The sequence below is a fragment of the Flavobacterium sp. SH_e genome, assembly GCF_025717045.1.
Taxonomy (GTDB): Bacteria; Bacteroidota; Bacteroidia; order Flavobacteriales; family Flavobacteriaceae; genus Flavobacterium.
On the sequence record NZ_JAOVZN010000004.1, the window covers coordinates 130,279 to 143,394 of the forward strand.

14 protein-coding genes are annotated in these 13,116 nt (G+C 40.8%); 2 read left to right on the top strand and 12 right to left on the bottom strand.

The genetic code is table 11. From position 1 onward, the window contains the following. Positions 1–7: 7 nt before the first annotated feature. The 9 genes from OD917_RS07740 to OD917_RS07780 all read right to left on the bottom strand — a co-directional run bounded on the left by OD917_RS07740 (position 8) and on the right by OD917_RS07780 (position 9,692). On the bottom strand, positions 8–2,476 hold the full coding sequence (locus OD917_RS07740; RefSeq protein ID WP_263522984.1) for a TraG family conjugative transposon ATPase: 2,469 nt from the start codon (positions 2,474–2,476) through the stop codon (positions 8–10). A gap of 16 nt (positions 2,477–2,492) precedes the next feature. Next, positions 2,493–3,125: a DNA cytosine methyltransferase gene (locus OD917_RS07745; protein WP_263522985.1), complete on the bottom strand. Its 633-nt coding sequence runs from the start codon at positions 3,123–3,125 to the stop codon at positions 2,493–2,495. 30 nt (positions 3,126–3,155) lie between these two features. Next, positions 3,156–3,470 (bottom strand): DUF4133 domain-containing protein, encoded by a 315-nt coding sequence (locus OD917_RS07750; RefSeq protein ID WP_263522986.1) that lies wholly within the window; start codon positions 3,468–3,470, stop codon positions 3,156–3,158. Then, positions 3,470–3,736, bottom strand: a complete 267-nt coding sequence (locus tag OD917_RS07755; protein ID WP_263522996.1) for a DUF4134 domain-containing protein — start codon at positions 3,734–3,736, stop codon at positions 3,470–3,472. The genes OD917_RS07750 and OD917_RS07755 overlap by 1 nt, the downstream gene beginning before the upstream one ends. Positions 3,737–3,936: 200 nt before the next feature. Next, positions 3,937–4,383, bottom strand: a complete 447-nt coding sequence (locus OD917_RS07760; RefSeq protein ID WP_263522987.1) for a hypothetical protein — start codon at positions 4,381–4,383, stop codon at positions 3,937–3,939. Between the two features lie 421 nt (positions 4,384–4,804). Beyond that, on the bottom strand, positions 4,805–5,857 hold the full coding sequence (locus OD917_RS07765; RefSeq protein WP_263522988.1) for an alpha/beta hydrolase family protein: 1,053 nt from the start codon (positions 5,855–5,857) through the stop codon (positions 4,805–4,807). A gap of 428 nt (positions 5,858–6,285) precedes the next feature. Next, entirely contained in the window at positions 6,286–7,710 is a 1,425-nt protein-coding gene (locus OD917_RS07770) for an SDR family oxidoreductase (protein WP_263522989.1), read from the bottom strand. Between the two features lie 3 nt (positions 7,711–7,713). After that, on the bottom strand, positions 7,714–8,397 hold the full coding sequence (locus OD917_RS07775) for an SDR family NAD(P)-dependent oxidoreductase (protein ID WP_263522997.1): 684 nt from the start codon (positions 8,395–8,397) through the stop codon (positions 7,714–7,716). A gap of 314 nt (positions 8,398–8,711) precedes the next feature. Next, positions 8,712–9,692, bottom strand: coding sequence for a fasciclin domain-containing protein (locus OD917_RS07780; protein ID WP_263522990.1), 981 nt, complete (start codon positions 9,690–9,692; stop codon positions 8,712–8,714). A 439-nt stretch (positions 9,693–10,131) separates the two neighbouring features. Between OD917_RS07780 and OD917_RS07785 the strand changes: the two genes are divergently transcribed. Continuing rightward, positions 10,132–10,515, top strand: coding sequence for a hypothetical protein (locus tag OD917_RS07785; protein ID WP_263522991.1), 384 nt, complete (start codon positions 10,132–10,134; stop codon positions 10,513–10,515). A 124-nt stretch (positions 10,516–10,639) separates the two neighbouring features. Here OD917_RS07785 and OD917_RS07790 read toward each other — a convergent pair whose 3' ends face one another. The 3 genes from OD917_RS07790 to OD917_RS07800 all read right to left on the bottom strand — a co-directional run bounded on the left by OD917_RS07790 (position 10,640) and on the right by OD917_RS07800 (position 12,829). Further along, entirely contained in the window at positions 10,640–11,086 is a 447-nt protein-coding gene (locus OD917_RS07790) for a hypothetical protein (protein WP_263522992.1), read from the bottom strand. After that, complete coding sequence (locus OD917_RS07795) at positions 11,083–11,919, bottom strand: phytoene/squalene synthase family protein (RefSeq protein ID WP_263522998.1); 837 nt, start codon at positions 11,917–11,919, stop codon at positions 11,083–11,085. The genes OD917_RS07790 and OD917_RS07795 overlap by 4 nt, the downstream gene beginning before the upstream one ends. Before the next feature lie 256 nt (positions 11,920–12,175). Then, a complete protein-coding gene (locus OD917_RS07800; protein WP_263522993.1) occupies positions 12,176–12,829 on the bottom strand; it encodes a MarR family winged helix-turn-helix transcriptional regulator in 654 nt (217 codons plus the stop codon). 176 nt (positions 12,830–13,005) lie between these two features. On the opposite strand from OD917_RS07800, the gene OD917_RS07805 reads away from it, so the two are divergent. Next, positions 13,006–13,116, top strand: a 111-nt coding sequence (locus OD917_RS07805) for a ferrochelatase (protein ID WP_263522999.1), incomplete at its 3' end; no start/stop codon positions are given.

The window sequence follows — 13,116 nt, forward strand, 5'->3', positions numbered from 1 at the left end:
TTTTCATTTAATTTCCGTTTCTAATGTCCTGAGCCATTGCTGCAATTCCTTTTCTGATGTCCCCTCCAAACTTTTTCGCATAGGCATTCATTTTCACCTTCTCGCTTTCCTCTGTGGTATAGGCAAGATATTCCTCCAATGAAACCTCTGTCCTGTATACTTTTGAAAGCATCCCGCCAAGAGAGATAAAAACTTCCTTATATTTCCTATCAGGATCATTGGCTTTATTGACTGAAAGCACAAGGGCTTTCTCTTTCTCCGTAAGACCAAGCAGCTCCTGTATCTGGTCAAACTTATTCTGGTATTTGCTCTGATCCAGAAGGATCTTGCAGTCGCTGTTGTTGATAATGGCCTGCTTTACAACAGGCGAAGAAATGATATCCTCAACTTCCTGCGTGACTACTATAGCTTCCCCAAAAAACTTGCGGACAGTCTTAAAGAGATACTTGATATATTCTGCCATACCTTCCTTAGCTATAGCTTTCCAAGCTTCTTCAATGAGGATCATTTTTCGTATGCCTTTGAGCTTTCTCATCTTGCTGATGAACACTTCCATTATAATGATGGTCACCACTGGAAAAAGAATCGGATGGTCTTTGATATTGTCAAGCTCAAATACAATGAATCTTTCCTTTAGAAGCTCCAGATTCTCTGTTGCATTCAATAGATAGTCAAACTCCCCTCCCTTGTAGTAGGGACGCAGCACATAGAGAAAATTGTTCACATCAAAATCTTTCTCTTTCACTTTATCATCTTCCAGAATGGAAACAAAATCATCCTTTAAAAACTCATAGAAGCTGTTAAAACACGGAAAAATATCAGAATGGATTTCCAGCTTTCCATAATACAGCTGCAGGGCGTTGGAAAGCGCCACATACTCGCTCCTGTTGAAAGTCTCGTCATCTTTCTTCCACAGAGCCAGCAGAAGCGTTTTGATGCTTTCCTTTTTCTCGGTATCCAGATTATCCCCTTCTGAAATATAAAACGGATTAAACCGGATCGGATTCTTCTCGTCATAGGTGAAATAATAGCCGCCGACCATATCGCACAAGCCCTTGTAGCTGTGCCCCACATCCACCAGCACAATATGGGTTCCCTGCTCGTAGTAGCTTCTGACCATATGGTTGGTAAAAAACGACTTGCCGCTTCCCGAAGGCCCCAAAATAAACTTATTCCTGTTGGTGCAGATTCCCATCCTGACAGGCTCATCGCTGATATCCACATGCACGGGCTTTCCTGTCAGACGGTCTCCCAGCCTTATCCCGACAGGACTGAGCGAACTCTTATAGCCTGTTTCCATATTCAGAAAGCAGACCGCCTGTTCCGTAAAGGTGTCAAAGGCATCGTTCATTGGAAAATCTGCTGCATTTCCAGGCATGCCGGCCCAATAGATCTGAGGCGCTCCGACAGTCTCCTGTTTTGCGGCGGCATCCATCTGCGCCAGAGCTGACGACACCTTGTTTTTAATATCTTTCCCCTCTTCCTTGTCAGCACTCCATGCCAGAACATTGAAATGCGCCTTGACAGCAAGCCTCTGCTGTGAGACCGCCTCGTTCAGAAAATCATTCGTGGCATCCCTTGCTATTAAATTTTCCCTGCTGCAAGCGGACAGGGACTGGAGCCGAAGCCTTTTGCTCTCCAGCTTCTGGATCGTCTTCTGGGCATCCTCAATAAAGAGATACTGATTGTAGATATGATTGCAGGATAAGAGCTGTCCCAATGTTGAGGCAAATCCTATACTGAATTTCGTCTTATCGGTCGAATAGCGGTCAAAATTGATCCGAGAGCCGCAGAGCCCCGGCAGGTCGGCCACATCGCCAAGCGTAAAGAGCTGGCAGTGCTTATCTCCAACCGCAATCCCTTCATCAAAGCTGATATCGCTAAAAACAAATGAATCTTCTGCTTCAGATAAGAAACAGTACTTTTCCACCAGCCCGATCCTTCTGCTCTGGCTTCTAAGCGAATCATTCTTCAAACGAATAAGCTTAACAAACCCGCTGTCTTCCATAATCCTTTTAAACTGCCCGCATACATCGATAAAATCCTGCAGCAGCTGCGGCTTTAAAGCCTCTTCAGGAACGATGGAACCCCTGAGCAGATTGGAAAACAATGATGTTGAATTCCTTCTGCCTTGCGGCTTCTTGGTAAGCATGATATAGCAGCAATGGTCCAGAAATGGCCTCTCATTAAAAAAACGCTCGCTGCTTCTTGCCAGAAAACTGTCCCCACCGCCTGAAAAATCAGCTTTATAGGCACTCTCTAAAAACCAGTCCTGCTTATGGAAGACGCAGAACTTGGGGAGCACCTTTATCGCTTTAATCCAGGACTGGTGAAAAGCTTCATACTCCTGATCCGACAATGTGAAAATCTCAGGCAGTTCCGCTTTAAAAACTACTGTCGCATCCCCCTGCTTTGATAAAATGCAGTCATGCTCCACTGCCATAATCGGCAGTATTTCCTTCATCTCCTTTTTCATCTTTAATGTATTTTACCTACTGTTTTACAGCTGAACGATTACCGCTGCCGGCATATGCCGCTTTAGCCATTTTTAGGATATGGAGTCCAAGCCGCGGATCCACGCAGTTGCGAAGAATCTGTCTTCTATTCTTTAGCTTGAATTCCTTGAGGCTGAATCCTAAAACTTTTTCAAGATCGGGTATCTGGGCATATCTGATCTTTATGTCTGAAAGGGCATCAGCTGCATGTATCGTGAAATTTGACCAGAACAGATGGCGATGCAGCACTGCATCCGGCTCAATAAGAGGCTTATAATAAGGCTTGACATTCTCAACTGCCCAGAAGCACAAAGCGTTATGCTTTAGAAACAGTATTTCCTGATAAAGCCGCATATCAGGGTAGACTGGGACAGTGCCTCTAAATCTCACGCATATATTGTGCCTGAAAGAAGAATGTGACTGGCATGGCGGAGAAGACCAGATAAAATCAAATTCATTGAAATGGTCTAAAAGATACTGATGCGCATCGGCAACTATCACTGTATCATCAGGAAATCTCTGTGCATATATCGCAGCCAGCAAAGGATCCAGCTCCACAGCTGTCACTGATACGGCTGTCCAGCTTTTCCTGTTGCCTCCAATTCCGGCATATAAGTTTAAGATTTTCATACATCATAATCCACATTTAACGTTCTATAGCTATAATTTTATAAATATAGCCCTACTGTACGCCTTGATCCATTTTGGAACCTGCTTTTTAGCAATTGCTTTCATCATTCCATACTCGCCATACTTATTGCTCATTCTGTATATTTTAAAAACGAGAAGACCTCCTGCCATTCCAATAAAAATAACGCATGCAAGGGAAGGGATTCCAATAATATACAGCACGCCAAATAAGATCATCAGCATAACAACACCGCCTCCCAAGTACCAGATATACTGCGCTTTCAGACCCTTGAATTCAATGCTTTGATTAATGCCTTTATTGATCTTATATACACTGTTTGCCATCAGACTCCAAAGAAGGATTTAATGACCGTGGCGACCACCACCAGAAACACGCAGCTCCCAAACCAGGCGGCCGCCACCTTGCCCGTATCAGGATCACCCGCATTCCATTTCTGATACACCTTTACTGCTCCGATTAGTCCCAGTATGGCTCCTACGGCATACATCAGTTCGGTTCCCGCATCAAAATAGCTGCGCACCTTCTGGTTTGCCTCATTAATTCCAGCCACTCCATCTTGGGCATAAATTCTAGCTTCATATATTAGCATTAATGCCAGAATACAATAGGATAATACTTTTTCTTCATCCAGCTCCTTTAATTTCCATCCACACCTTTTCATCTCCCATCATTTAAATTAAACCATCACTTGAAATAAAAGCAGAGAAATACCGCTGTTACAGCTGCTATCTCCTTGTCACAAAATGCATACCGCACTAGAGCGAACAGGGATATTCCTCTGCATAAGCTTTACTCTTCACCATTGTCCCATAAGCGATCCATCTCTTCCGCGCTCAGCAGAAATTCAGGATATTTTTGGCTTTCCAAGACCGTAAGGGAATTTATCTTATCGCGTAAAGCAGACTGCCTTACAAAAGGATATTCAGCAAGCACAAACTGCAGATAATGCCTGAATTCAGCTTTAGACACACCTCTATCGTTACTTTCAGAAAACACGCCTAACAGCCTATTAAACAATTCCTCAGCATCTTCAAGAGTATCAAAAGGCTCGCTGTATTCTGAAAAAGGCCCCAGCCTTTTTTCATTCTTCCCGACAGAAGATCTGCTCCCCGATCTGCCTTTGAAAACAGAGCTGATATTCTTCGAGTAATATCGGAAATACACAAACCCATACCACACCAAAACAAAAGCAATAACGGAAGCCGCATAAGCTCCCCAAGAAATATCTGCAATCATAACTGTTTCTTTTACCGTTAAACGTCCATTGCAAAAATCAGACAGCGCGTTCTGATTTAAATGCAGGACAAAGGAACAATTACATCAGCCCCATTACAAGCACAACTTTCTGCTGTGCCTTCCTGTCCCTTATGATGATGGCAAGCCTCAATTTCCATCAGCAGCCTGCCAGAACTGAAGAAAATGCCTTGCCTATTTCAATTCTCTTAAAAATCATCAAAAAAAAAGATGGGCGTGATGCCCATCTTTAAAGTGCCATAAAAGACCTGTTCAATCTGAATGCTGAAAACAGCAGCAAAATGCCTGCAGACAGCATTTTCTAAGCTTCTTGAAATATTAATCTGCTTCTCAAGCTTTTTATTGCCTCTGAAGCTAAAATGCGTCTATTTGTCTTAGCCATCTCTTCAAAATGTACAGATTTTTAATTGCAGTTTGCAATTCTCGGATTATTTGATGCTGCACATTGGAAAGAATATTTACTCTGTGGATATAAGGGAGAAGGGTCATCAGTCACTTCCAATGGAGACAGCGCCTGCCCATTATAGCTCGGCATTGTTGCCTGCTCTTTAGATCCATTTCCTAGCGCTACATTTTTGGCTGCCGAATTTCCATTAAAACTATAATCAATCAGTGCGTCAAGCAATCTGTAGATCCCATAGTAATCATATGCATCATATGAGCTTTGCGTATTGGGAAGATTATGCTCCGCGCTGTATGTGAAAGTAGGCAATACAGATTTTTTCATTAAAATAAAATCTTTTTCAGAGTTTGGAATATTTATATTCTTAAAAATATCAATTGCCATCCTATGGTCATTCGTTACGTCGTCATTATATACCTGGGTTATCAGTTTTGTGTTTTCCGGAAAATTTTGCAGTTCCTCCTGAGTGATTTCATAGGAATACCATTGCGCCATTGCAAAAATAAAACGTCCGTTCTCTCCCCAGCCTTCATCAACAAACCCTCTATGGGCTAAAGCAAAAGAGGCTCCTGCGCCAAATGAATGCCCCATAAAGCCTACTTTTTTGGTATCAATTACATCAGGGTAATCCGCGGCAGCTTTTTTAAAGCTTTCCCATAGTACGCCATACCTTTCATCCACTGTCACACCCGTTGTGGGATAAGGCGCAAAAACCACAGCATATCCTTTTTTTGCGATGAATTCATACAATCCAATATTATATGCACTTTCCTCTCCTCCAAATGGATGCGAATAAAAAATTACGGGTCTTGGGGAAGCAATATCTTTTGGGTAAAATATTTCAACATTTCTGCCACTGTACAGCGGGCTTGGAAAACTGATTTTTGCCACAGTATAGGCTCCATCTGATCCATAGCCGGTTTTTGGCCTTGAAATGGGCCCGGCCAAATCATCGTCCACATAAGCGGAATCTTGGCCTGAATCATCTGCTTCGTTCTTTGAGCAGGACAGTAATAGAAATAAAGAGATCATAAATAAAATTGGGGCCTTCATTTTTACGCATTTAAAGTTATTTTAATAAGACTAATTTTCATTGCAATGGTTTAATGCTTTAAATTTAAAGCATAATTAAATGCGGAGACCCAAATGGCAAATTAATTCATAACCGACGCCCCTATTATTTTATCAGCCGGTTTTTGCCTTTATAATCCTCACGAAAAGAATCAAAAAAGGAAATCTTTTCAGCGGTCATGCATCTAAAAAAACAATGGAAAAAAAGCTTACCGCTTCTTAAAGCTGATAAAAGCATAACTAAAAATTATTTTCTGGCCCCTATCCTTTAATAGGCTCCATTTGAACAGATTAAGCATTTAAGATGCCGGAAGGCACAGTAGAATTTTTAATGGAGAAAAAGGATTCGGATTTATAGCGCCTGTTTAAAACAGGCGCCTTATAAACCCTAATTTAATCGAGTTATGCCGTCAATTGCGCTGCTGAATCAGCTTTTTAAGCATTCCGTCAAATATAAAGCCATGAAACGGCAGGACGCAATACCAGTATGCTTTGCCCATCAATCCGCGCGGCTTAAAAGTAGCGGCCTGATATAAGGTATTGCCGATTATTTTAAATTCCAGCCATGCTTCACCGGGCAGCTTCATCTCGGCATATAAAACCAGTTTCCCTTCCGCTTTATTGGCATATACCACCCTCCAGAAATCCAGTGCATCTCCTGCATGCAGCCCATTTTTATTTGTCCTTCCCCTTCGGGTTCCAACACCTCCAAAAATCTTATCGATGAAGCCGCGCAAATCCCAAAGCCAGTCGGCATAATACCATCCTGTTTCTCCGCCAATAGACCAGATTCGGGCAATAGTATATTCCCGGTCTATTACCGTTCTTTTCCTTCTGTCAATATAGCAGCCCTTTTTTGGAACTTTTAGGTATTGGGAAACATTTCCCCTAAACAGCCCGCTTACCTGTGAGTCCTTCCAGCTTGAGAGGATATCATCTTCACTAATTTTTTTCAAAGCCCTCTCTACTGCCTGCCTGTAGGCAATAGGAGCGATTCCCAGCATGCTATTAATATTATTATCGCTGCAGATCACTTCTGTTTTCATACTGCTGACCAGCGCTGAAGCCAGTTTGAAGGAAGTTGAGGTGACAAAATACAGCCAATAGGACGATAATTTTGGCGTCATTACCGGTATTGTAAAAATATGCCTCTTCAGGTTTTTAGCTTTAGCAAACTCCAAAAGCATTTCTTTATAGGTCAATATATCTGGCCCCCCGATATCAAAACTTTTGCTGTAAGCCAATGGATTTAAGAGTGACCGGATTAAAAATTCCAAAACGTCACCGATTGCAATCGGCTGGCATTTCGTATTGAGCCATTTTGGGGCAATCATAATGGGCAGCTTATCCACCAGGTCCCGCATTATCTCAAAAGAAGCGCTTCCTGATCCAACTATGATTCCAGCCCGAAGCACAGTTGAGGGAACTGCTGCGGTTTTTAAAATATCCTCTACTGCCTTTCTTGATGACAAATGCTTGGATAGTGACCGGCCGTTTACAATTCCGCTGAGATAAATGATCTGTTTTGCATTTGTCCTGTTTATTTTTTCAATGAAATAATTTGCCGAAATGCTTTCCAGTTCATCATAATTGGAAGCGCCAGACATGGAATGTATCAGATAATAGGCCGCATCAATATCATCGGGAATCTTATTGAGGCTTCCCGGATCTAAAAAATCAACTTCGATAACCTGTATTTTATCGGTTAGCTTTTCAGGAAAACGGAATCTGCTTTTATCCCTCACACAGCAGATTACTTCACTGCCATTCTCCAGCAGCAGGGGTAAAAGCCTCCTGCCTATATAGCCTGTTGCACCTGTTAAGAGAATTTTCATTTTTTACAATTTAAAGCTTACCAAACCATAGTCCATTGGGAAAATCTGGCCCGAAATTGAAGCTGCATCTTCAGAAATCAGATAGCCTGCCATACGAGCCACTTCTTTTGGCTTCAGGTAATTTTTCATGGGGTGCCGCTGCATCATATTTTCCTTCATGCGGTCATTTCTTAAAATGGAAGCAGATAGGGAAGTTTCCGTAATAGTGGGCGCAATGGCATTAATCCGAACCAAAGGGGCAAGTTCTGCACCGAGCGACTTAACCAGCCCCTCCACTCCCGACTTGGCTGCTGCAGTGCTGGCATGGAAAGGCATTCCTAGTTTTGCCGCAACGCTGCTGAACAGAACTATCGAAGGATTTTTTCCCTTCTTTAAGGCAGGCAGAAAATGCTGAATCGCCTTCACGGCGCCTATCACATTAATTTCAAAATCATTTCTGAAATCATCAGCGCTTAAACTCAAAATAGGCTTTAAATTTATGGAACCAGGACAATAGATAAGAGCATCAACGCCTTCTATTTCGGGAAGTGCATCCGCTAATACATCGGCACTGCAGTGAATCAGATTGGGATGCAGAATTTCAGGTGCCGTCCTGCTGATATTGCATACCCGCTTATGCTCTAACTGCTGCTCCAAAATAGCTCTTCCGATTCCTTTGCTGCCTCCTATTATAACAACATTTTCCATGATTTCCATATGCAGATTAAAATTTATAATCGATTTTATTGATAGCAGGCTTTCGTAATCTGCCGAATTAGAATTGAAAGCGGCTGCTGTTTGGCAATTGCCAGATAAGACTGGACAAAATAAATCTAATTATGCAGCTTAGCTTCATTAAGATTCTTTTTTAATGCCCTGAACAGCCATCTTAGAATACAAATCACAAAATTTCAATAGATATCCCAATAGGTTTAAAAAAGCGGTTAAAAATGTTTTTAACCGCTTTTTAAATTTCTAAGAGCCTACCGAAAGATTGAGCAATATTTCAGTGCAAATAGGGCTTATAAGCTAAAATTTGGCAGCAGTACTTTATCAATTACATGAATTATTCCATTTGAGCACTGTACATCTGTTGCGATAATATTGCTTACTCTTCCGCTGGCATCTGTAATCTTTGCGCCTCCGGTTAAACCAACCTTAAAATTCTGTCCTGCAAATGTGCTTACAGACTGCCCATCCGTTAAAGCAGATGACTCTACATTTGCTCCAGCCACCACATGATACTTCAGAGTTGTTTCAAGAACATTAGCAGGAATTGCCGCAAGTCCGGAAAATCCAGTTTCTGTAAGAAAAGCGGCAAAGGCGGCATTGGTAGGCGCAAAAACAGTAAAGGGAGAACTGGCTGTTCCCGATAGAATTCCGGCAAAACCAGAGGCAGGATTATAGGTCAAGGCGGCCACTAATGTTGTGAAATTCTTGTTGGCAGCCGCATGATTTACAATTGTAGGAAGTCCGATAACGCCATCAACAATATGAATGACCCCATTTGAAGCTTCAATATCAGCTGCTGTTACTGTTGCCCCTCCATTTGTTTTACCGCCATTTACATCAACAGTGGCGCCTTTTTCAAGATACATGCTGATTGTATTGGAAGATGAGGCGCTGCCTTTGGCTAAGGTTTTGACATAACCGGTCTCAATTTCAGCAGATTTAACTTTCGCGCTTAAAACATGATTGAGCAATATTTCTTTTAATGCCGCCACTGGAACTGCATCAAGATTAGCGTAGCCATTGGCAGATAAAAAGGCAGTGAATGCCTCATTAGTGGGTGCAAAAACGGTATAGGTACCGGAGGAGTTCAATGTTGCAGTAAGGCCCGCTTTATCCAAAGCGGCCACCAAAGAGCTAAGATTGGGATTTGTTTTGGCAGCAGCTGCTATTGTCTGAAGCTGCTGGGATGAATCATCATCATTACTGCATGAAATACTGACTAACGCAATTAAGGCTAAAAAAGCAATTAATTTAATTTTGAATGTTTTCATAAGTTTTTTTTTTATTGTCACACTAAGTTAATCAATTTTGTTTAACAAAAACAATAAAAGGTTAAACAAAAATAAAAGTTTAACAGTTCAAACCGCTACATATCAGTCGCTTATAATCAAAAAAATCACTCAAAAAGCCCTCCAGTGGCGAAAAAGCCAGCTACCGGAAGGAAGCCGAAAAGAAGAAATTAAAAATTGTCCAGCTGCTCTAGATTTTAATATTTTACATACACTGAAAATGGAAAAGCCCAATAAAATTTGCCTGATCTAACCAATAGCCACTAAATTTTCAAAAAAAATGCTTCGGTTCAGAATGCCGATAGGCGTATTTTAGTGATGGCAAAGCATTAGGCATATAGGCAGCAAGCACTGCTTGAGCGAGCATTAAAAGCATAAAAATCAAGCGGAAGGCCACATTCTAAAAAAACAGATGCTAAAAATGAAATTAGGAGTTATGGAGGCTGGAGCCATCAAAATTAATTTTGCGATTAAGGCAGCCCAATTAGGTTATGGGGTTTTAGCTTTTGATGCTAAGGAGATAGGCCATTTAAATGAAATAGCGCAAAAAATCGGTGGCAGCGCACAGATAGCTGATTTTATATTATTTTCTGTTAAATGGGAAAATTTAGAATCAATATTATCAAACCTGCAAAATATGGCTGAAAAAATAATCTTACGCACTAACAGCCCAATTTTTAATTTGGCATTTCCTTCACCATTGCCTGTAACACTTGTGAACCCATCTTTAAAAGAAATAGGGATATTCTTGCCTGAGGCGCACGCTATCAAAGTTTTCAAGAGATTGCGTCCCTCATTCAAATAGAAGAAGAAATTCCTGCAAAAATGGCTATTTCTATCTAGCCCATGACATAAGCATAAAAAAAAGGCAGATTCATTATTTGATCCTTTAAATCTTGCCAGCTGTGCAATAATCTTAGCATTTCCAATTAATTGATAAGCTTCCCTAAAAGCTCTTTGAGGGTAATAGAACTCATTTTCTGCAGGTTGGCTTTTATAAGCTTCTTATCTTCCTCCATATTATTTTTGTAGCCTGCTATGCGGGGAGCATTGCTCTGCACAGAAAATCGGATTAGCCTTATCTCAGCATTTTCAGGATCAAGAAGCACTGCTTTTTCTATCTCTGCCTTACCATTATTGAAAGTCTCAAATTTACTTATTGGATTAAAAATATGTCTGGCCCAAATAGCTCTGAAGCCTCCTGAATAGGCAAGACGCAAAGGATCTGAACTGCCATTGAGCTCCACTATCATATCCCTGCAGAGCTTCTTATTGTGAAACGCAAGAAGATAATTGCCTCTTATTTTTTCAAGCTCCAAAAATCCCATGCCATTCATAGCTGGAGCACAGAATACCAATAGCAGAACTAATTTCATAGGCCTGCCATTTTATATTGCAGATAACTTACCATCATCATTGAAATCTTTTTAGAATTATGTATGCGTATTCTTGACTCGAGTATTTTGCTTGCCGGCGTTTTCGCTATTTTATCAAAAAGAGAAATGTAGTATCTGTAAGCCAAATAAACTCCAAAACGGGAGGAAGGAGGCAGGGCTTTTATGCCTATAAGGGCTTCTTGAAATTCACTCCTTATCTCCTGCTCTATCCTGATCTTTGCATCTGTGTCAAATCTCTTCATTTCAAGGTTTGGAAAATAGATGCGCCCCAAGATGGAATAGTCATCCTTTAAATCTCTCAGAAAGTTGACTTTCTGAAAAGCAGATCCCAACTTCATAGCGAAAGGCTCAAGCTGCCTATAAGCCTCGGAATTGCCTTCAACAAAAACTTTGAGGCACATCAGCCCCACGACTTCAGCCGATCCCAGAATATATTCGCCGTATAGCTCTCTGGTATACAAGACAGGATCTAGATCCATTTCCATACTCTTCAGGAAACGGTCAATAAGCTCTGTGCCTATACCATACTTATGCACGGTCTGCTGAAAAGCGTTAAGTATTGGATTGATCGAAATCTTTTCCTCGAGAGCCTCCATAGTTTGGATTTTGAAGCGGAGCAGCAGCTCCTTTTTATTGTAATCGTGAAAACTGTCCACAATTTCATCGGCCAGCCTTACAAATCCATATATCGCATATATGGAAGGCCTTATATCATAACCCAAAGCTTTGATCCCTAAAGAAAAGCTGGTGGAATACTTCCGGGTAGTGGCCCTGCTTATCTGATATGATAGCTCGTCGAACAAATTTTTCATAAAATGCGGTATTTTTATCTCTTTCTTTTTAAAACTGCCATTTCTAATATCATCCATCAAGGCTTTTCAGATCCAATAGCCGTCAAATGGGCCGCATGATACTGCTTTAGGCTATGTTTTTAAAACACCTGCCGCATTTAAGGCATCTGCAAATCCAAAATCATTGCCATCGTCTGCAAAAAATCGTCCCATCGGGCAGCCATGAAGGTTAATTTCACCGACTATATGAACCCCTGCACCAAATTAAAGATGCTCTTTATTGAATATTTAGCGCCGCAAGCAATTTGGATGGGGCTATATTTCTATTAAAAATGGGATTGTGAAAATCCTCAAGCTTGCTCAAAATTCGAATCAGTTCCATTTTTTCCGAAAAAGTCAGATTGCCGCTTACGATCTTAGATGCATTTCGAATCTTTGGCATCTGCTTTTCCAATATCTTGATTCCATAGTCAGTGATGCTGATATTTTTGCTTCTTCGGTCAGTTGGCGACAAATCCTGGCGTATCCATCCCCTGCTTAATAATCTTGCTATGATCTGCATTCCCGTGGGCTTATCCTGCAGATTCATCTTTATAAGCTCCATTTTAGACATCCTGCCATGAACCCTAAGATTAATGAGATAGATAAAATCCTCCTGCGTAGAAAAATCCGTATCCGAGATAATCGCTCTAGAATACATTTTAGCATATCTATTCATGCTCACAATCATAGTGCAGATCACCCCCTCAGGGCTTCGCCCATTTTCCTTACCCTCCCAATCTGGCTCAGCTTTAGCCTGTATGGGTATAAAATTCTCAGCAATCCAAGATTTAAAACCTTCCACGGAATCCGCTTCCTTGCCCACTGCCTTTCTTGATTTTTCGAAGTCACCCGCTAAATCAATAATATCTTTCAGTAAATTATAATTCATAAAAAACATTTTAAGTATACAAATATACTTTTATTTTTACATTTTAGTTTACTTTTGTGCCATTTAAAAGAAATATAAAATTAATTTTAAGCAGAAATATTCTCAGACCGGATTAAAATACAGGGCTGAAAATTTATTTTTAAGAAATAAGGGAACTTTAAATTCAAAAAAAAAAAATGAAAGGCGTATTAATAGTAAACTTAGGATCACCAGAGAGTCCAACAGCAAAAGATGTGAAACCGTATTTAGATGAATTTTTAATGGATAAATATGTAATAGACTTTCCA

What these genes read in the sequence shown, in the direction of transcription:
- OD917_RS07775 (WP_263522997.1), bottom strand. Translation starts at nt 8,397, where the DNA reads ATGGAAAATGTTGTTATAATAGGAGGCAGCAAAGGAATCGGAAGAGCT.
- OD917_RS07770 (WP_263522989.1), bottom strand. Translation starts at nt 7,710, where the DNA reads ATGAAAATTCTCTTAACAGGTGCAACAGGCTATATAGGCAGGAGGCTT.
- OD917_RS07740 (WP_263522984.1), bottom strand. Translation starts at nt 2,476, where the DNA reads ATGAAAAAGGAGATGAAGGAAATACTGCCGATTATGGCAGTGGAGCAT.
- OD917_RS07790 (WP_263522992.1), bottom strand. Translation starts at nt 11,086, where the DNA reads ATGAAATTAGTTCTGCTATTGGTATTCTGTGCTCCAGCTATGAATGGC.
- OD917_RS07785 (WP_263522991.1), top strand. Translation starts at nt 10,132, where the DNA reads ATGAAATTAGGAGTTATGGAGGCTGGAGCCATCAAAATTAATTTTGCG.
- OD917_RS07755 (WP_263522996.1), bottom strand. Translation starts at nt 3,736, where the DNA reads ATGCTAATATATGAAGCTAGAATTTATGCCCAAGATGGAGTGGCTGGA.
- OD917_RS07795 (WP_263522998.1), bottom strand. Translation starts at nt 11,919, where the DNA reads ATGAAAAATTTGTTCGACGAGCTATCATATCAGATAAGCAGGGCCACT.
- OD917_RS07760 (WP_263522987.1), bottom strand. Translation starts at nt 4,383, where the DNA reads ATGATTGCAGATATTTCTTGGGGAGCTTATGCGGCTTCCGTTATTGCT.
- OD917_RS07780 (WP_263522990.1), bottom strand. Translation starts at nt 9,692, where the DNA reads ATGAAAACATTCAAAATTAAATTAATTGCTTTTTTAGCCTTAATTGCG.
- OD917_RS07800 (WP_263522993.1), bottom strand. Translation starts at nt 12,829, where the DNA reads ATGAATTATAATTTACTGAAAGATATTATTGATTTAGCGGGTGACTTC.
- OD917_RS07745 (WP_263522985.1), bottom strand. Translation starts at nt 3,125, where the DNA reads ATGAAAATCTTAAACTTATATGCCGGAATTGGAGGCAACAGGAAAAGC.
- OD917_RS07750 (WP_263522986.1), bottom strand. Translation starts at nt 3,470, where the DNA reads ATGGCAAACAGTGTATATAAGATCAATAAAGGCATTAATCAAAGCATT.
- OD917_RS07765 (WP_263522988.1), bottom strand. Translation starts at nt 5,857, where the DNA reads ATGAAGGCCCCAATTTTATTTATGATCTCTTTATTTCTATTACTGTCC.